Annotated in this window: 17 protein-coding genes and 1 other annotated feature; of the genes, 15 read left to right on the top strand and 2 right to left on the bottom strand. The window is 35.4% G+C overall.

All coding sequences use genetic code 11. The features are described 5' to 3' along the window. Nucleotides 1–19: 19 nt before the first annotated feature. The 3 genes from JN09_RS03130 to JN09_RS03120 are packed head-to-tail and all read left to right on the top strand — an operon-like array spanning nucleotide 20 to nucleotide 2,944. Nucleotides 20–277: a metal-sensing transcriptional repressor gene (locus JN09_RS03130; RefSeq protein ID WP_204432573.1), complete on the top strand. Its 258-nt coding sequence runs from the start codon at nucleotides 20–22 to the stop codon at nucleotides 275–277. Next, entirely contained in the window at nucleotides 274–2,715 is a 2,442-nt protein-coding gene (locus JN09_RS03125) for a heavy metal translocating P-type ATPase (RefSeq protein WP_204432566.1), read from the top strand. Before JN09_RS03130 ends, JN09_RS03125 begins: the two co-directional genes overlap by 4 nt. Nucleotides 2,716–2,719: 4 nt before the next feature. Further along, on the top strand, nucleotides 2,720–2,944 hold the full coding sequence (locus tag JN09_RS03120) for a heavy-metal-associated domain-containing protein (RefSeq protein WP_204432561.1): 225 nt from the start codon (nucleotides 2,720–2,722) through the stop codon (nucleotides 2,942–2,944). Between the two features lie 128 nt (nucleotides 2,945–3,072). On the opposite strand, the gene JN09_RS03115 is transcribed toward JN09_RS03120, so the two are convergent. Together JN09_RS03115 and JN09_RS03110 are read right to left on the bottom strand one after the other, a co-directional pair. Then, complete coding sequence (locus tag JN09_RS03115) at nucleotides 3,073–3,423, bottom strand: hypothetical protein (RefSeq protein ID WP_204432554.1); 351 nt, start codon at nucleotides 3,421–3,423, stop codon at nucleotides 3,073–3,075. A 143-nt stretch (nucleotides 3,424–3,566) separates the two neighbouring features. Then, nucleotides 3,567–4,766, bottom strand: coding sequence for a S1 family peptidase (locus JN09_RS03110; protein ID WP_204432551.1), 1,200 nt, complete (start codon nucleotides 4,764–4,766; stop codon nucleotides 3,567–3,569). 166 nt (nucleotides 4,767–4,932) lie between these two features. On the opposite strand from JN09_RS03110, the gene tig reads away from it, so the two are divergent. The 12 genes from tig to rpmA all read left to right on the top strand — a co-directional run bounded on the left by tig (nucleotide 4,933) and on the right by rpmA (nucleotide 17,695). After that, nucleotides 4,933–6,216: a trigger factor gene (tig, locus tag JN09_RS03105; protein WP_204432549.1), complete on the top strand. Its 1,284-nt coding sequence runs from the start codon at nucleotides 4,933–4,935 to the stop codon at nucleotides 6,214–6,216. Between the two features lie 162 nt (nucleotides 6,217–6,378). Further along, entirely contained in the window at nucleotides 6,379–8,685 is a 2,307-nt protein-coding gene (lon, locus tag JN09_RS03100; RefSeq protein ID WP_204432547.1) for an endopeptidase La, read from the top strand. A 120-nt stretch (nucleotides 8,686–8,805) separates the two neighbouring features. Continuing rightward, nucleotides 8,806–9,393, top strand: coding sequence for a ribosome biogenesis GTP-binding protein YihA/YsxC (yihA, locus tag JN09_RS03095; RefSeq protein ID WP_204432545.1), 588 nt, complete (start codon nucleotides 8,806–8,808; stop codon nucleotides 9,391–9,393). Next, nucleotides 9,386–10,240 carry a DegV family protein gene (locus tag JN09_RS03090; RefSeq protein WP_204432543.1) on the top strand — a complete coding sequence of 285 codons (855 nt, stop codon included), beginning with the start codon at nucleotides 9,386–9,388 and terminating at the stop codon, nucleotides 10,238–10,240. The genes yihA and JN09_RS03090 overlap by 8 nt, the downstream gene beginning before the upstream one ends. Before the next feature lie 36 nt (nucleotides 10,241–10,276). Then, nucleotides 10,277–10,482 (top strand) — a binding site (T-box leader). A 41-nt stretch (nucleotides 10,483–10,523) separates the two neighbouring features. Then, complete coding sequence (locus JN09_RS03085) at nucleotides 10,524–11,075, top strand: GNAT family N-acetyltransferase (RefSeq protein ID WP_204432541.1); 552 nt, start codon at nucleotides 10,524–10,526, stop codon at nucleotides 11,073–11,075. Then, nucleotides 11,060–13,618 carry a valine--tRNA ligase gene (locus tag JN09_RS03080; RefSeq protein WP_204432539.1) on the top strand — a complete coding sequence of 853 codons (2,559 nt, stop codon included), beginning with the start codon at nucleotides 11,060–11,062 and terminating at the stop codon, nucleotides 13,616–13,618. Before JN09_RS03085 ends, JN09_RS03080 begins: the two co-directional genes overlap by 16 nt. Further along, nucleotides 13,590–14,873: a bifunctional folylpolyglutamate synthase/dihydrofolate synthase gene (locus JN09_RS03075; RefSeq protein ID WP_204432536.1), complete on the top strand. Its 1,284-nt coding sequence runs from the start codon at nucleotides 13,590–13,592 to the stop codon at nucleotides 14,871–14,873. Before JN09_RS03080 ends, JN09_RS03075 begins: the two co-directional genes overlap by 29 nt. 54 nt (nucleotides 14,874–14,927) lie before the next feature. Beyond that, nucleotides 14,928–15,611, top strand: coding sequence for a RadC family protein (gene radC / locus JN09_RS03070; RefSeq protein ID WP_204432534.1), 684 nt, complete (start codon nucleotides 14,928–14,930; stop codon nucleotides 15,609–15,611). A gap of 37 nt (nucleotides 15,612–15,648) precedes the next feature. Beyond that, nucleotides 15,649–16,641 carry a YcjF family protein gene (locus JN09_RS03065; protein WP_204432532.1) on the top strand — a complete coding sequence of 331 codons (993 nt, stop codon included), beginning with the start codon at nucleotides 15,649–15,651 and terminating at the stop codon, nucleotides 16,639–16,641. Nucleotides 16,642–16,786: 145 nt separating this feature from the next. Then, entirely contained in the window at nucleotides 16,787–17,095 is a 309-nt protein-coding gene (gene rplU / locus JN09_RS03060) for a 50S ribosomal protein L21 (RefSeq protein WP_204432531.1), read from the top strand. An 8-nt stretch (nucleotides 17,096–17,103) separates the two neighbouring features. Continuing rightward, on the top strand, nucleotides 17,104–17,415 hold the full coding sequence (locus tag JN09_RS03055; protein ID WP_204432530.1) for a ribosomal-processing cysteine protease Prp: 312 nt from the start codon (nucleotides 17,104–17,106) through the stop codon (nucleotides 17,413–17,415). Nucleotide 17,416: 1 nt separating this feature from the next. Further along, a complete protein-coding gene (rpmA, locus tag JN09_RS03050) occupies nucleotides 17,417–17,695 on the top strand; it encodes a 50S ribosomal protein L27 (protein WP_204432525.1) in 279 nt (92 codons plus the stop codon). Nucleotides 17,696–17,734: the final 39 nt, after the last annotated feature.

The raw sequence follows: 17,734 nt of genomic DNA, 5'->3' as shown, positions 1-17,734 counted from the left end.
GGGGGTGAAAGGTGAGCGTATGACACATAATAAAGCACTTAAAACACTAAAAATCACAAAAGGTCAAATCGAATCTGTTATTAAGATGATTGAAGATCAAAGATACTGTATTGACATTTCTAATCAAATCCAAGCTTCCATGGCGCTTTTGAAGAAAGCTCAAAAACAAGTTATCACAGAACATTTGAACCATTGTGTGAAGGAATCTTTTGAAAACAATAATGCAGAAGAAAAAATCAAAGAAATAGAAGTTCTTTTAGATAGGGTGATCGGATGAAGAAAAAAACATTCTTAGTTGAAGGAATGACTTGTGCATCTTGTGTAAATGCAGTTGAAAGACAAACGAAAAAAGTCGAGGGTGTACAATCTGTTTCAGTTAATCTTATAACCAATCAAATGGAAGTAACTTTTGACGACTCTAAAACCTCAGTTGACGATATTGAAATAGGTGTTAAAAAAGCTGGTTATAAAGCGGTTTTGATGCAAAAAGAACTCTCATATACTGTGGAAGGTATGACTTGTGCTGCTTGTAGTAAAGCAGTTGAACGGGCAGCTAAAAAAACCGATGGAGTCATACAAGCCGACGTCAACTTAATGACTGAAAAACTCGTAGTTAAGGTTGATCCAAACGAATTTAACGCATCTGACTTAAGTAAGAAAGTCTCTATTGCTGGGTATAAGTTGATTCAAGAACAAACCACTGATATTCACCAACACAAAAAGGAACAAGAAATCAAAATCCTTAGACTAAAAGTCATATTAGCAGCACTATTTACGTTACCATTATTGTACATATCGATGGGACACATGATTGGATTACCATTGCCAACGATTATCATGCCACATGAGGAACCATTCAATTTTGCGCTAATTCAATTGATTCTAACCTTACCAGTGGTAATCATTGGGTATAAGTTTTATACAGTTGGATTCAAAACACTTGTCTTAAGAAACCCTAACATGGATTCATTGGTTGCTTTAGGAACATCAGCCGCATTTTTATATGGTGTATATACCTTATTTGAAATTGGTCTTGGTATGACCCATTCTGCGGATTTATATTTTGAATCTGCAGCTGTAATCATCACGATGATTTTACTAGGTAAATACTTTGAATCCGTATCAAAGGGTAAAACGTCAGAAGCAATCAAGAAAATGATGGATTTAGCACCGAAAAATGCAACTGTAGTCGTAAATGGTTTAGAACAAGTCATTAAAATTGAAGAAGTTCAAACTGGAGATATTATAAAAGTTAAACCCGGAGAGAAGATGCCAGTAGATGGCATCGTAATCGAAGGAAATACCTCGGTAGATGAGTCGATGTTAACTGGAGAATCCATACCAGTTGAAAAAACAACAGGAGATGTCATAATCGGTGCCAGTGTGAATAAAAATGGGTCAATCTTTTATAAAGCGACCAAGGTCGGAAAGGATTCAACACTCGCTCAAATCATCAAGTTGGTCGAAAATGCTCAAACAAGTAAAGCCCCAATTGCAAAACTTGCAGATAGAATATCTTCAGTGTTCGTTCCTGTTGTATTAGTTCTAGCAATCATCACATTCGGATTCTGGATGCTTATGGGAGAATCATTTGAGTTTTCGATGAAAACAATGATTGCAGTATTGGTTATCGCTTGCCCTTGTGCCCTTGGATTAGCTACGCCTACCGCTATTATGGTTGGTACGGGAAAAGGTGCAGAATATGGAATCCTTATTAAAAGCGGAGAATCTCTTGAAAAAGCTCATAAAATCACCGCTGTTGTTTTAGATAAAACCGGAACGATTACTAATGGCAAACCTAAAGTGACCGATGTTCTAACCTCCGGTCAGTATCATGAAGACCAATTAATACAATGGGTCGCTAGTGCTGAATCACAGAGCGAACATCCTCTAGGCGAAGCAATCCTATCCTATGCGAAAGAAAAAGGGTTTGGATTAAAGAAAACCGAACAATTTGAAAATATTCCTGGTAAGGGCATCAAGGCAGTAATAGATGATAAAAGACTTTTAATCGGAAATGATAAAATCTTACTCGATAAAAAGATCAAACTAGGTCAACTAAAAGTCATATCGGATGAACTATCTTCAAAAGGCAAGACCGTAATGTATGTGATAATTGATGAAGTCTTATCGGGGCTAATCGCCGTACAGGATACAGTTAAGGAAACTTCCATACAAGCTATTGAACAACTTAAAGCCCAAAACATAGAGGTTTACATGCTTACTGGAGACAATCAAAAAACCGCTTCAGCAATTGCATCTGTTGTGGGAATTAAAAATGTATACTCCGAAGTATTACCAGATCAAAAGTCCGAAATCGTTATGAAACTTCAATCTGAAAAACATCATGTGGCGATGGTTGGAGATGGCATCAATGATGCAGTAGCACTGGCGCAATCCGATGTTGGATTTGCCATAGGTTCAGGCACGGATGTTGCGATGGAATCTGCAGATATCGTATTGATGAAGAGCGACTTAAGAGATGTGAGCATCGCCATCGAGTTGTCGAAAAAAACCATCAAAAACATTAAAGAAAATCTGTTTTGGGCATTCATTTATAACATATTAGGAATTCCAGTGGCTATGGGTATTCTATACCTTTTTGATGGCCCACTGTTAAACCCAATGCTTGCTGGAGCAGCGATGAGTTTTTCAAGCGTCTCTGTTGTACTAAACGCATTAAGATTAAAAAAGTTTCAACCAAAGAAAGGATAAACATATGAACCAAACATTATTTATCACAGGCATGAGTTGCCAACATTGTAAAAGACATGTGACTGATGCATTGAAGTCATTAGAAGGTGTTAACGAAGTAGAAGTAAGCCTTCCTGAGAATAAAGCAGTTATCAAAGTGGATAGAGCACTTAGCTTTGATACATTAAAAGCTTCCATCGAAGAAGTTGGTTATACACTTACTAAAGTCGAAGACCAAAGAGGTGAATAAATCACCTTTTAACGACCTAAATCGTCTTATTTAAAACGACTACATATCAAACAAATATGTACGTTAAGGTGTGTTCACACCTTTAGTCCCTATCCATAAGGCATCGGGATTACCTTTTCGAATCGTGTTTAGTGAGGCATTTTGATCTGCACGCTTAAAACGGCTGTTTTAAGTTTATTGATCATGATGCCTTTTTGACTCTTATATAACCCTCTTTTAACTCTAACACGAGAAAAATCATCCTTTACGAACTCATCTTGGTCTAGATAAGATGATTTTGAAGTGTAAGCTTCATTAATCACTTGGGTCTTTATACCAATTTGTTCAGCTAAATAGCTAATCCGGTCTCTTAATCTAGCGATTGGGATATTTTTCGTCGCTTCATCAACTTTACGAATGATCATTTGAGCTTGTGTCGTACTTAAGTAACGATAGTGTTGATTGTTTTTCAGTAATTGATAGTTTTCGCTGTAAGACAAATAACCCTTTGTTTGGCATAGAAAAACACCTCCATAACTTCAATTATAGAGATGTTCTTATCTATCGCTTCATAACGATGTAATCCATGCATCGTTTTTTTAATTTGTCTACTAAATAGGGGTCAGTCTAATCTCAATTCGCTTTAATTTATGTAGGAATTGTCATTAGAAGCAGTTTCGGTTGCCATAATTTCATCGATCGCTTTTAGTACCGTGGCCATATGGACTTCATAACTTTCAAGGTTATCTTTATCACCTGCAAAGTGAATGCCGATTAGGTTACCAACAGTGTCAAACATCGCGCCACCACTGGAGCCTTGGCCTAGAGCGGCTGTGGTTGAAAAGGAATCACAACCAGTAGCACATAACGTACTTGGCTTTTCGGGGTCAGGTTTTAGGAATACTGAATAATCAAGATCTTTTATGAAACCTACTTTATATTGGTTAAAGTTTTGAACACCACCAGGTGATCCAACTGAAAATACGGTTTGATTTAGATAAATTGGGACTGCAGTTTTTGTAGTAAATTGATCATCATCTAGTACAACTAACGTTTCTCTTGAAATCAGTTTTACAATTGCGATATCGGTTTTTTCTGTATAGGTACCCACTAAGGTTGCTTGAGTATCCATTCTCGCTGAATCATAGTATATATCGAAAATAGAATAACCGTGTACAACGTGATAGTTTGTTAATATATAGTATGTATATTCGATGTAATCATCACCAATCAAAGGGTCGATGGTTTCTTGTGTACTATCATAGATAACACCGGAACCCCAAGCCACACATTCTGTTCTAAAACCAATTCTATTGCAGCTGTGAATGCCGACAACACTTTGTTTCTTTTCTTCTACAATCGCCATATCAAGAGATTTAAATGCATTGCCAGAAACAGAGCTTTCTAAAGATTTAACTGTTTCATTACGCATATACTCTATTGATTGGATATTGAATGTTTTGTTAGGGACATTAGGTTCAAATTGAATTTCATCCGTGAAACTCACTTTAATGGTTTTCTTGTCTTTAACTACATTAAATTCCGTGTAAGTCTTGTCGGATATTTTAATGGAAACCAATTCGTTTTCATCGACATATTTGATTACCAAATCGAATCGATAAGTATCTTCTTCGACATAACTGATTGTGAAATCAGTCACTTCAGGCTCACTCTTTATTTGATCAACTAAAGAATCAAAAAACTTGTAAGTTTGCTTTGCGGCAGTCTCATATATGGTATCTAATTTAACGCCTTCTATTTGAATATCAACAAATTTACTTGTGACATATAAAAGTAGAAGCACGATGAATGTATTGCGAATGACAGCAAAGAATTTTTTCATAAAATCACACCTTTTTTAAAAGATTCAGGTTAATCTTTTTTACTAATTATATTATATCATTTTTGAATGAGATATAGACAAAATACCATAAATTCCAAAAAAAGGGTAAAAACATTTACAAATAACGTAGTTATGCTATAATTAAATAGGCTTAGGAGGAAATTATATGAAATTTGAAAAAATATCAACCAATCGTGCAAAATTTACATTTGAAGTAACCCCTCACGAATTCGAACATGGATTAGACCATTCATTTGAAAAGGCAGTTCAAAATGTTGAAGTTAAAGGGTTTAGAAAAGGCAAAGTTCCAAGAACTATATTCGAACAAAAATTTGGTGTAGAATCATTATATGAAGATGCATTAAACCATGTTATTGGTCACTTATATCAACACATTTTCGATGAAAAATCAATCGTTGTTGTTGGTGAACCACAAATAGATTTAGACTTTAATTCAATCAAAAGAGGCGAATCTTTTGAATTATCAATTATTGTCCCAATCAAACCAGAAGTTGTTTTAGGCGACTATAAAGGCGTAGAAGTTAAAGCTAAAGATTTAGTTGCCACTGACAAAGAAGTAGACCAAGAAATCCAAGGTTTATTAAACCAAAATGCTTCATTAGAAGCCAAAGAAACTGACATTCTTGAAGAAGGCGACACTGCAATCTTTGATTTTGAAGGTTCAGTAGACGGCGTTCCATTTGATGGTGGTAAAGCTGATAACTACGAACTAGTAATCGGTTCAAACCAATTCATTCCTGGTTTTGAAACAGGTATGTTAGGTATGAAGATTGGTGAAACAAGAGACGTTAACGTTAAATTCCCTGATCAATACCAAGCAGAAAACTTAGCTGGCAAAGATGCTGTATTTAAGGTAGTATTACATGAAATCAAGATCGCTAAAGGTGAAACCCTAAACGATGAATTCGTAGCTAACTTAAAACGTGATGGTATCAATACAGTTGAAGAACTAAAAGCTGATGTGAAAAAATCCATTGAAGCTAGAAAAGAAACTCAAGAAAATGACCGCATTGTTGGATCAGCAGTTAAGTTTGCTTGCGATAATGCAACAGTAGACATTCCTGAAGAAATGATCGAACAAGAAATCAAACAACTTAGATCAAACGTAGAAAACCAAGCTAAACAATACAAGATTGATTTTGAAATGTTTGTCCAATTAAACGGATTAACTATGGAACAATTCAATACTGAAATGGCTAAACAAGCTAAAGACAGAGTATTGACAAGCTTAGTAATCGAAGCAGTAGCTCAAAAAGAAAACTTAACGGCATCTGAAGAAGAAATCAATGCTAAGTATCAAGAAATTGCAGATATGTATAAATTAACCGTTGAACAAGTTAAAGCTCAACTAGATGTTACAGCAATCGTGAATGAAGTTTCATTCAATAAAGCAATCGATTTATTGGCTGCAAGCGTTAAAGAAGTTTAATTTAGAATTACCAATTTAATAAGTATAAGGACACTCGCGTGTCCTTTATTTAAAAAACACATTTGGCACTCAAGTGTTTCGATTGCAAATTGTGATTAGTTACAGTATAATACTGGTATACAAATGAATTGATTTGTATAATAGAAAATAAGAGGTGATACGATGGAAAACAAAAACTTACCCGCTATTGTTGTACGGGGCATCGTTCCGATTCCTAACAATGATTTTAGAACTGAAATTGGTCGTTCAATCTCATTTAAGGCTTTGGATGAATCAGAAAATTCTTTTGGCAACTATATATTAATACTAATTCAAAAGAATCCACTCATTGAAAATCCAACTCCTGCTGATATTGAAGAATATGGCGTGTTGGCCAAAACCACGATGAAATTAAAATTACCAAATGGCAATTTAAAAGCGAAGTTTAATATTGTTTCAAGAATTAAAGTTAAAGACTACTTTTTAACTTCTCCATTCTTTGTAGCCGAATACGAAGAAGCAGAAACAATCAGTGGTGATGTTGATGAAGAAATGACACTCGTTCGTATGGTTATGAACGATGTAATTACAAATCAAAATCTAGTTTTAAACAACGCACAAGAAATTGTTAGAACCGTTCAATCTGGACTAACAACTGAAAAACTAGTAGATACAGTTGTTTTTGGTCTCAAAGGTAACGAACAAGACAAATACAAATACATCAAAGAATTAAAACTAAATCAAAGATTAAAACTCGTATTAGAAGATATTGCGAAACAAAAAATGGTCTCTGAACTTGAACAACACATCAATGAAGAAGTTAAACGCTCAATTGATGAATCTCAAAAAGAGTACTATTTAAGAGAAAAAATGCGCGCTATCCAAAATGAACTTGGCGATAAAGCACGTAAAGAAGACGAAGTAGATGAATTAAGAGATAAAATTCTTAAAGCAAAAATGCCGAAAGAAATTGAAGAGAAAGCACTTCAAGAATTGGCAAGATATTCATCCACGCCACCAGCTATGGCAGAATCTGGGATTATCAAAACATATCTAGATTTCTTAGTAGCGCTTCCGTGGAAGAAATCTTCTAAAGACTCTAATGATCTTAACAAGGTTCAAGAAAAACTGGACAAGAACCACTACGGATTATCAACGGTTAAAGACCGTATCATCGAATATCTAGCCGTTAAAATAAAGACTAGACGTAATCCACAAACCATTCTTTGCTTAGTGGGTCCTCCAGGGGTTGGTAAAACAAGTTTGGCAATTTCAATTGCAGATGCACTTGGAAGAAAATTTGTTAAACAATCACTAGGTGGTGTCAGAGATGAATCAGAGATTCGTGGGCATAGACGTACTTATATTGGTGCGCTTCCAGGTCGTATTTTAAATGGCATGAAAGCAGCTGGGACTGTAAACCCTGTATTCTTACTCGATGAAATTGATAAAATGAGTTCAGATTATAAAGGTGACCCTGCCTCTGCAATGCTAGAAGTACTTGATCCTGAGCAAAATGCTAAATTCTCAGACCACTATCTAGAAGAAAACTATGACTTATCACAAGTTTTATTCATTACAACAGCGAACTATCTTGAGAATATCCCTGCGCCTCTTAGAGACCGTATGGAAATTGTGGAGCTATCGAGTTACACTGAGTATGAAAAGTTCAATATTGGAATCAACCATTTAATTCCAAAACAATTGAAGGCTCATGGTATTACGGATAAGGAATTCTCTATTACAAATGATACTTTATACTACATCATTAGACACTACACAAGAGAAGCTGGTGTTCGTGAATTAAACCGCTTTATTGGGACATTAATCCGTAAAGGTATCAAGGAAATACTGATGGATAAAAAGACCACTATTGATGTGAACATGGAAAACGTAGAGCACTACATAGGTAAACCTAGATTCTCTCATAATTTAGCGGATGTAACAGACCAAATCGGGGTTGCAACTGGCTTAGCTTACACACAGTTTGGTGGAGATACCCTTTCAATTGAAGTTACATTCTTTAAAGGAAAAGGCGCATTATCATTAACTGGTAAGCTTGGAGATGTTATGAAAGAAAGTGCGATTACAGCTCTATCTTATGTGAAATCTAATGCAGAGAAATTTGGAGTTGATCCACAATTCTTTGACACACATGACATTCACGTTCACGTACCAGAAGGTGCAACACCAAAGGATGGACCGTCTGCTGGTATCACAATCACAACTGCTATTTTATCTGCAGTATCCAATAAAAAGATTAGAAAAGATGTTGGTATGACAGGTGAAATGACCCTTCGTGGCTATGTACTTCCAATCGGTGGATTGCGTGAAAAATCTATTGCGGCTCACCGTAGTGGATTAAAAACAATCATCATTCCTAAAGAGAATGAAAAAGACATTGAAGACATTCCAGTAGAAGTCAAAGATGCCATTAAAATTATTCCGGTATCGAACATTTCAGAAGTGTTTGAAATCGCATTCTTATAACGTTAAAGTCTGCAAAACGCAGACTTTTTCTTTTTAAGAAGATAATTCGGGCAAATAAGAAATATTCCTTTTATATTGAGAGGCGATTTGGTATAATAGTTAAAGAAATGAGGATTATCAATGTTAACGATTAAATCAGCTGAATTCATTAAAAGTGGCACAGATGAGACACATTACCCTGACCCATTAAAGACAGAATACTTATTATTGGGGCGTAGTAATGTGGGGAAAAGTTCCCTTATCAACGCACTTTTAAACAGAAAAAACTTAGCTAGAACATCCAGAGAACCTGGTAAAACAGTAACGCTTAATTTCTTCTTAGTTAACGAAGCGTTTTATATTGTGGACGCCCCTGGTTATGGTTATGCGCGTAGAAGTCGCACCATAATCGAGTCATTTCAAAAAATGATTACAAGGTATATTCAAAAGCGTAGTTCATTGAAACGAATCTTTCTTTTGGTCGACATGAAGGTCGGTGCAACTGTAGATGATGTTGAAATGTTTAAATACTTGCAAAGATTTGGATTTGAAGTGGTTGTTATCCTTACAAAAATCGATAAGTGTAACCAATCAGAAAAAGCAAAGAACCTTTTAAAAATTAAACAAGATTTAGAAAATGCAGAAATACTGATGATTCAAACATCAAGTGAGACAAAACGAGGTATTGACAAAATACTTGAACTATTCGAGGAGGATTTAAATGAATAAAGTAATCATTATGGCAGATTCAACCTGTGATTTAACTCAAGAACTTTTATCATCTAGACAAATTGAACTTATCCCGCTTTATGTTAACTTCGGTGAGCAAAGCTATAGAGATGGTGTTGATATTCAAACAGAAGAATTGTATCAAAAAGTTGAAGAACTAGGATACTTACCTAAAACAAGTGCGATTTCGCCTGGGGATTTCATCGTAAGATTTGAACCATACATTGAACAAGGTTATGACATTGTCATGTTAACAATTGGTTCAAAACTATCTGGGACTTATCAAGCAGCTTTAGTCGCTCAATCTAATTTTGATGAAGGCAGAGTTCAAATCATCGATACTCAAAACTTGTCATCTGGTGGCGGTTTATTAGCTCTTAAAGCCTGTGATTTTAGAGATAAAGGATTGTCAGCTTCAGAAATAAAAGCCGAAGTAGACAAATTAGTTCCACGTGTAAGAAGTCAGTTTGCTATCCAAACCATGGAGTACTTGTACAAAGGTGGTAGATGTAGCGCACTATCAATGTTCTTAGGCAGTGTATTATCAATCAAACCAATCATTCAAGTGAATAATGGTAAACTGGATGTATATAAAAAGTCAGTTGGTAAAATGACAAGAGCGTTGGATCAAATGCTTGAAGATTATTACGAACTATTTGATAAAGTAGATAAAGATTATGTGATGATTACACATTCGTTGGCGGATAAATCTGCAGCCTATATGAAAGAACATATTCAAAATCATGGCAAACTTCCAAAAGCATTATTGGAGACAACCGCGGGGTGTGTCATTTCAACACACTGCGGAAAAGGGACAATTGGAATTTTATACATTTTAACAGAGTAGAAATCATTTACAATAAAGTAGTTTTGTGTTATCATTTATAAAACGAAGAATAGGAAGAGTAAGCAAAGTAGTTTTAAAGAGACAGATTGGTTGGTGGAAAATCTGAGATGAACTTGCTGAAGGTAGCCTTGGAGTTGATGTAGTGAACTAGAGTAACTATATCCGGTAAAGCCCGTTATCGCTAATGAAGTGCTACTAGCAATAGTAGAATTAAGGTGGTACCACGATCAATCGTCCTTAAGAACCCAGTGTTCTTAAGGATTTTTTTATTAGGAGGCGTCAAATGGACAAAATAGCAACTAAAAGACTTTTACTCAGGCCATTAAAGAATGATGATGCATTAGATGTTTTTGAATATGCAAAACTTGAAAACGTCGGACCTGATGCAGGGTGGACGCCCCACAAATCACTCGAGGAATCCAAACGAGTCCTTGAATGGATGATAGGCACAAATGAAGTCTATGCGATTTATCATCAAGAGGATGAAAAAGTCATTGGAACCATAGGACTCCATAAAAAAGACTATCCTATGCATCAAGCAGAAATAGGTTATGTGTTACATCCTCTATATTGGAATAGAGGGTATATGACAGAAGCCGTGACAGCATTAATTACATATGTGTTTGAAGAAACTGATATCACATTACTACATTGTGCTCATTTCAATGATAATGAACGCAGTCAAAGAGTTATTAATAAATCCGGGTTTAATAAAGTTAAAGAAGAACTGAAAACAATCACTTTACACGGGTTTTCAATTACCAAACAAAGTGTCAAATATGAATTACCAAAATCGAATTATGAAAGGAAGATGCTACCATGGCAACAACATTAGAAACAAAATACAATCACTTAGAAGTAGAAAAAGACCTTTATAAATTTTGGGTTGAAAAAGGCTATTTTAAGGCAACTGGTCAGAAACAAAACCCATTTACAATTGTGATTCCGCCACCAAACGTTACAGGAAAACTCCATTTAGGACATGCTTGGGATGGTACTTTACAAGACATAATTATCCGTAGGAAACGTATGCAAGGCTATGACGCTTTATTCTTGCCAGGTATGGATCATGCAGGGATTGCTACACAAGCTAAAGTCGATGAACGATTGAAAAAGTCTGGGATTTCACGTTATGATTTGGGTAGAGAAAAATTCTTGGAACAAGCTTGGGCTTGGAAAGATGAATATGCCAACCACATCAAGAATCAATGGGGTGTTTTAGGATTGTCCTTAGATTATTCAAGAGAACGTTTTACCTTAGATGATAAGTTATCAGAAGCGGTTGGACACGTGTTCGTTTCGCTTTATAACAAGGGGTTAATCTATCGCGGCAACCGCATCATAAACTGGGATGTTGAGGCCAAAACTGCGCTATCAAACATTGAAGTAGAATTTGTTGAAACTAAGAGCAAACTATATTATTTTAGATACACATTTACCGATCAAAGTGGTTACTTAGTAATTGCGACCACACGACCTGAAACCATGTTTGCTGACCAAGCATTAATGGTTCATCCAGACGATCCAAGATACCAAGCTTTTATAGGTAAAAAAGTATTCATTCCTAATACAAACGTGGAAATTCCTGTTATTGCAGATGACTATGTAGATATGACATTTGGTACTGGGGTTGTTAAAGTTACACCTGCCCATGATCCTAATGACTTTGAAGTTGGAAAAAGACATCATTTAGCGATGCCTCTTTGTATGAACGAAGATGGTACAATGAACGAAATGGCTTTACAATACAAAGGACTAGAACGTTTTAATTGTCGTAAACAATTGGTTCAAGATTTAGAGGCGGCTCATCTTGTAGAAAAAATTGAAGACTATGAAAACAGCGTTGGTCACTCTGAACGTACTGGAGTTGTAGTTGAACCTAGACTTTCTCTACAATGGTTCGTTTCGATGAAACCACTAGTAGAACAAGCCTTAGAATTATCAACAACTGAGTTTGTCCCAAAACGTTTTGACAAAGTCTATAAGAACTGGTTAGCAAACATCGAAGACTGGTGCATTAGCCGTCAATTATGGTGGGGACACCGTATACCTGTTTGGTATAAAGGAGATGAAGTAGTCGTATCAGTCACTAAACCAGGTGATGACTACATTCAAGATGAAGATGTTCTTGATACATGGTTCTCAAGTGCATTATGGCCATTTTCAACATTAGGTTGGCCAGAAGAAACAGAAGACTATAAGAAGTATTACCCAACACAAGTTTTAGTTACTGGGTATGATATTATCTTCTTCTGGGTAGCAAGAATGCTATTCCAAGGCATTGAGTTCACTAAACAATCACCATTCAAAGAAGTTCTAATCCACGGGTTGGTTCGCGATGAAACTGGTAAAAAGATGAGTAAGTCATTAGGTAATGGTGTGGATCCAATGGATGTTTCTAATACCTATGGAACAGATGCTTTAAGATATTTCTTATCCACTAACGCTGCCCCAGGACAAGACTTAAGATATGAAACTGAAAAAGTAGAATCGAGTTGGAACTTCATTAATAAACTGTGGAACATTGCCCGTTTCATCGATATGAATCTTGATGATGTTTCAGATATGTATGATGAAGCCTCATTAACTATATTTGATAGATGGATTTTAACTCGTCTAAACAGTGTAATTGAAGAATCTGATTTAAACTATGAAAAGTATGAGTTTGGTGAAGTTTCACGCACACTTTACAATTTCATTTGGGATGAATTTGCAAGCTGGTATGTTGAGATTGCAAAACTTTCTTTAAGAGATCATCGTAAAGAAAATACTCAAAAAGTTCTTATATATGTTTTAAAACAAATCTTAAAACTCTTACACCCATTTATGCCGTTTGTAACAGAAAGACTATATCAAAGCATCTTGAAAGAAGAGACGATTGTCACTGCTCCATGGCCAGTAGTTAAACCGATTGAAACCAAGAATTCAATGTCCTTAATGCAAACCATCACGGAAATGATTACGAAAGTAAGACAATTAAGACAAGAGATGTCGATTACACCTTCTAAACCATTGAAAGTGGAGATTGTTTCAAACATCAATGAGCTCAATGACGTAACTGACATGTTAAGTGCGTTCTTAAAAACAAGTGAACTAAGTATATCCTCTAAGTTAACCATCAAAGAAGAAACCATCTTAATCACTGGTAGTGGGTATGAACTATATATTTTAAAGAGCGACATTATCTCTGTTGAAGAAGAACAAAAGAAACTTCAAAAAGAGCTAGAGTTCCTTGAAAAAGAGCTTACTCGTGTTAAAAATATGTTAAGTAATGCTAACTTCTTAGAACGTGCTAAGCCTGAAAAGGTTTTAGAAGAAAAGAATAAACTTGAAAACTATCAAACACAGTATGATAGCATCAAGAAAAGATTGGGTTAATATGTTTAACACCATCAAAGAGGCAGTAAACTGGATTGAAAGACAAGTGAAGTTTAAGCCGAAAACAGACTTAACAAGAATGCATCTTGCGACAAAACTGCTAGGAAATCCAGAAAAAGATTATCAGATTATTCATGTAGGGGGAACAAACGGCAAAGGGTCTGTTTGTTCTTACCTATCGTCGGTTCTAGTCAAACATAAAAAAGTTGGAACCTATACATCACCCTATATTATCAAGTTTAATGAACGTATTAAAATCGACTTAGAGATGATTACGGATGAAGAACTTTTAACTGAAATTAATGAAATATATGAGTTTAATGAAAGATATTTCGAGCTGTATGAGGAAAGACTCTCTTTCTTTGAGTTAGTTACATTGATTGCATTTAAGTATTTCAGTAAAAAGAAAGTCGAAGTTGTGGTTTTAGAAGTTGGGATTGGCGGTTTATTGGATGCAACCAATGTTGTTCAAGCAGATTTAGCAATCATTACAACGATTGGCTTAGATCACATCGAGCAACTTGGAAATACATTAGAATCTATCGCAAAGAACAAACTTGGTATTGTTAAAGATAATACGCCATTAATTACATCGGCTGATAAATCATTGTATCCGCAATTTAAAGCCCACTGTGATGCGGTTAAAGTTCCACTATATATGATTGATTCTGAAGAGATAGAAGTTGTTTCAAATAACCCATTACGTTTTTACCACGATGGGACCATTTTTGAAACGCCCTTATTAGGATTACATCAAGCCATTAATGCGACAGTTGCGATTACAGCGATTGAGTATTTATATCCTGAAATACCACAAAGCGATATTGCCGATGGCATCAAACACACACAATGGCCAGGTAGATTCGAAGTGATGAATAATGATCCACTCATCATCTTGGATGGTGCCCATAATGAAAATGGCATTACCGCACTGGTTGATAGTTTAAGGGCTTATTATCCAAATCGGAAGAAGCACATATTGTTTTGTGCAATGGCTGATAAAGACACTAAAATCATGTTAAAACTCGTGAGCAGCATTGCCGATTCAGTCTATGTAACGCATTTTGATTACAAAAGAGTCCTAGATCTTGACCAGTTATTAGATCAAACCCCACATACCAACAAAAAAGCTTTTGTCAATCCAATTGAAGCCATTGAAGAAATGGTGGCCACATTCAAAGAGGATGTTATTGTAATTACGGGGTCGTTATATTTTGTTAGCTTTGTAAGACCATATTTATTAGAAAAGAAATGATTCGTCATTTCTTTTTTTTATTTGGTCCTTGGTATTCATGTAATGGGTGATCATATGTTTTTTATAAAAGAAATGCCGGAAAATGAAAGGCCAAGAGAGAGATTGGCCAGAGAAGGTGTAGAAAAGCTTTCAAATGTAGAGTTGCTTGCGATTTTATTACAGACAGGTACAAAGAAGTATTCAGTCATTGAACTATCAAAGCAAATCATTTTTTCCATGGAATCCATTGGAGATTTTAACCGACTAGATTATCAAGAATTGATTAAAAAAGAAGGAATAGGAGTGGCAAAAGCAACCACGATTCTAGCTTCACTTGAATTCTCGAGACGAGTATTCGATCAATTGAACTCGAAAAAGATTCAAATAGCCTCATCAAGCGATGTATATCATTATTTTAAACATAAGATATCACAACTAGAACAAGAACATTTTTACACGCTTTATTTAGACTCTAAAAATCAGGTGTTGTCTGAAAAACTTATTTTTATTGGAACATTGAATCAATCAGTCATTCATCCAAGAGAAATCTTTAAACAGGCAGTTAAAGTCAGTGCTAATTCAGTGATTTTTATCCATAACCATCCAAGTGGCGATTCTACACCCTCAAATGCGGATATCAAAACAACCAATCAGTTGGAATACAGTGCTGATTTGATGGGAATCGCCTTAATTGACCACATTATTGTCGGGAAAAATCAGTTTTTTTCAATAAAAGAAAACCGTAAATATCAATTTTAACTATCTTGTTATATAATAGAACCAAGGATGTGATTTTATGGCAAAAGACCAAAAAGAACTTGGTTACGAACCAACTAACAATGAAAAAAAGCGTAACAAGAAAAATAAGCAAAACAAGATATGGATTATCGTAGCTTTTGGCGTGATTTTATTGTTTTTGTTAATTCTTGTTTCTTCGATTATCAATATTGGTGAAAGACTTAGAAATATTCATCCATATGTGGAGTATTCATTTTATGGAATATCGGCATTATTAACCTATTTTTTGGTTATTAACCCAGTTAGAATTATTCTCGTGTCTCCAGCCTTTTCGATTGAAACGGTTATGGATAATAAACCAACTCATAGAAGATACTTAACCTATAAGAAGGTTTCAAAGAATTTAATGAATCGAGATGAAATCTCTGAGACCGAAAAGACCAAGCTAAAAGAAGCGCTTGGTAATCCAGAAGACCTTCAAAAAGTTCTAAATGAAATCTATAGCACAACGATGAAAAAGAAGATGAACAAGGTAATTCTGAAACATGCCAAGACGGTGTTAATCTCTACAGCCATCTCTCAAAACGGAAGGCTAGATTTATTTACAGTCGTGGTTGTTAATATTCGAATGATTAAAGAACTTGTGCAAATGTGTGGCTTCAGACCAAGTTATAAGAATTTGGCTAAACTCACCATAAACGTGTTTACAACTGCGTTAATAGCAGAGGGATTGGAAAATGTGAATTTCAATGATTTATTACCAAGCTCAACTGCAAATATTTTAGGCGAGATACCACTAATCAAACCTGTGATGTCCTCGATTACACAAGGTATTACAAATGGCTTATTAACGCTTAGAATAGGGATTGTAACAAGAAAATACTTGTTTGCAGATAGTAAAGAATTGACTAAAGCTGCTATCCAAAAAGGTGCATTTGTTGAGTCATTGAAGATGATTCCAACCGTTGTAAAGGATTCAATTATTCATTTTCCACAAAGATTTTTTGATCTCTTCAAGAGAAACAAAGATGAAGTGTCCGAAGAATTATAAAAATTATCGCTTTTAGATTGACAATAGTTTATAACTAAGGTAAAATAGTAGCGTTGCAAAGAATACCACATAGAACAGGTCAAAAACATGGGTTTTCCATTACCTTAGCTAGTGAGTCTTCAAACTATAAGGAGGTGTATTTGTAATGTACGCAGTGATTAAAACTGGTGGTAAACAACTTAAAGTTGAAGTCGGACAAGAAATCTACGTTGAAAAGCTAGATGTTGAAGTTGACGGAGTTGTTACTTTTAATGAAGTTTTACTCGTTGGTGGCGAATCTACAGTTGTAGGTAATCCACTAGTAAATGGCGCATCTGTTACAGCGAAAGTGTTAAAACAAGGTAGAGCGAAGAAGATTATTGTCTTCAAGTATAGACCTAAAAAAGACTACAGACGCAAACAAGGTCATAGACAAAGCTATACAAAATTACTTGTTGAATCAATCAACGCTTAATATTACATATGATTAAATATCATGTGAGTAAGGACAAAACGATTACTGAGATTAAAGTCAGTGGCCATGCAAATTATGCAAAACATGGTGAAGACATCGTTTGTGCCGCAGTATCCACAGCTACCATTCTCACCTACAATGCGTTAGAAAGAATGGGCTTTAAAGAACAATTGAACATTTCGGTTAAGGAAGGATTCTTTCACTTGAAAGTCCTCAAACCAAATGAATCGATAACTCATCTACTAGAAAACCTAGAAGATACGTTATCACAACTCGAACTACAATATCCTAAATATATTAAAAATCAAAAGGAGGGATAACATGTTACAATTAAACATACAGTTATTCGCATCGAAGAAAGGTACTGGGTCCTCACGAAATGGTCGTGACTCAGCTGCTCAACGTCTAGGCGCTAAACTATCAGATGGACAATTTGCTACTGCAGGTTCAATCATTTACCGTCAACGCGGAACAAAAGTACATCCTGGTAACAATGTTGGCCGTGGCGGAGACGACACTTTATTCGCTAAAGTTACTGGCTACGTCAAATATGAACGTCTTGGCAGAGACAAGAAGCAAGTTTCAGTCTATGAAGGGTAAGCCTAGCTTATCCTTTTTTTTCAAATAACGGAGGGGTAC

The organism is Paracholeplasma morum, assembly GCF_016907055.1.
Taxonomy (GTDB): Bacteria; Bacillota_I; Bacilli_A; order Acholeplasmatales; family UBA5453; genus Paracholeplasma; species Paracholeplasma morum.
Note: the sequence above shows the minus strand (reverse complement) of the source record. Positions and strands in the feature narration are given on the sequence as shown.

Excerpts from the sequence above, each read along its gene's own strand:
- lon (WP_204432547.1), top strand. The coding sequence starts at position 6,379 with ATGGAAAACAAAAACTTACCCGCTATTGTTGTACGGGGCATCGTTCCG.
- JN09_RS03085 (WP_204432541.1), top strand. The coding sequence starts at position 10,524 with ATGGACAAAATAGCAACTAAAAGACTTTTACTCAGGCCATTAAAGAAT.
- tig (WP_204432549.1), top strand. The coding sequence starts at position 4,933 with ATGAAATTTGAAAAAATATCAACCAATCGTGCAAAATTTACATTTGAA.
- radC (WP_204432534.1), top strand. The coding sequence starts at position 14,928 with ATGTTTTTTATAAAAGAAATGCCGGAAAATGAAAGGCCAAGAGAGAGA.
- rplU (WP_204432531.1), top strand. The coding sequence starts at position 16,787 with ATGTACGCAGTGATTAAAACTGGTGGTAAACAACTTAAAGTTGAAGTC.
- JN09_RS03125 (WP_204432566.1), top strand. The coding sequence starts at position 274 with ATGAAGAAAAAAACATTCTTAGTTGAAGGAATGACTTGTGCATCTTGT.
- JN09_RS03080 (WP_204432539.1), top strand. The coding sequence starts at position 11,060 with ATGGCAACAACATTAGAAACAAAATACAATCACTTAGAAGTAGAAAAA.
- JN09_RS03065 (WP_204432532.1), top strand. The coding sequence starts at position 15,649 with ATGGCAAAAGACCAAAAAGAACTTGGTTACGAACCAACTAACAATGAA.
- JN09_RS03090 (WP_204432543.1), top strand. The coding sequence starts at position 9,386 with ATGAATAAAGTAATCATTATGGCAGATTCAACCTGTGATTTAACTCAA.
- JN09_RS03130 (WP_204432573.1), top strand. The coding sequence starts at position 20 with ATGACACATAATAAAGCACTTAAAACACTAAAAATCACAAAAGGTCAA.
- JN09_RS03055 (WP_204432530.1), top strand. The coding sequence starts at position 17,104 with ATGATTAAATATCATGTGAGTAAGGACAAAACGATTACTGAGATTAAA.
- JN09_RS03120 (WP_204432561.1), top strand. The coding sequence starts at position 2,720 with ATGAACCAAACATTATTTATCACAGGCATGAGTTGCCAACATTGTAAA.
- rpmA (WP_204432525.1), top strand. The coding sequence starts at position 17,417 with ATGTTACAATTAAACATACAGTTATTCGCATCGAAGAAAGGTACTGGG.
- JN09_RS03110 (WP_204432551.1), bottom strand. The coding sequence starts at position 4,766 with ATGAAAAAATTCTTTGCTGTCATTCGCAATACATTCATCGTGCTTCTA.
- yihA (WP_204432545.1), top strand. The coding sequence starts at position 8,806 with ATGTTAACGATTAAATCAGCTGAATTCATTAAAAGTGGCACAGATGAG.
- JN09_RS03075 (WP_204432536.1), top strand. The coding sequence starts at position 13,590 with ATGATAGCATCAAGAAAAGATTGGGTTAATATGTTTAACACCATCAAA.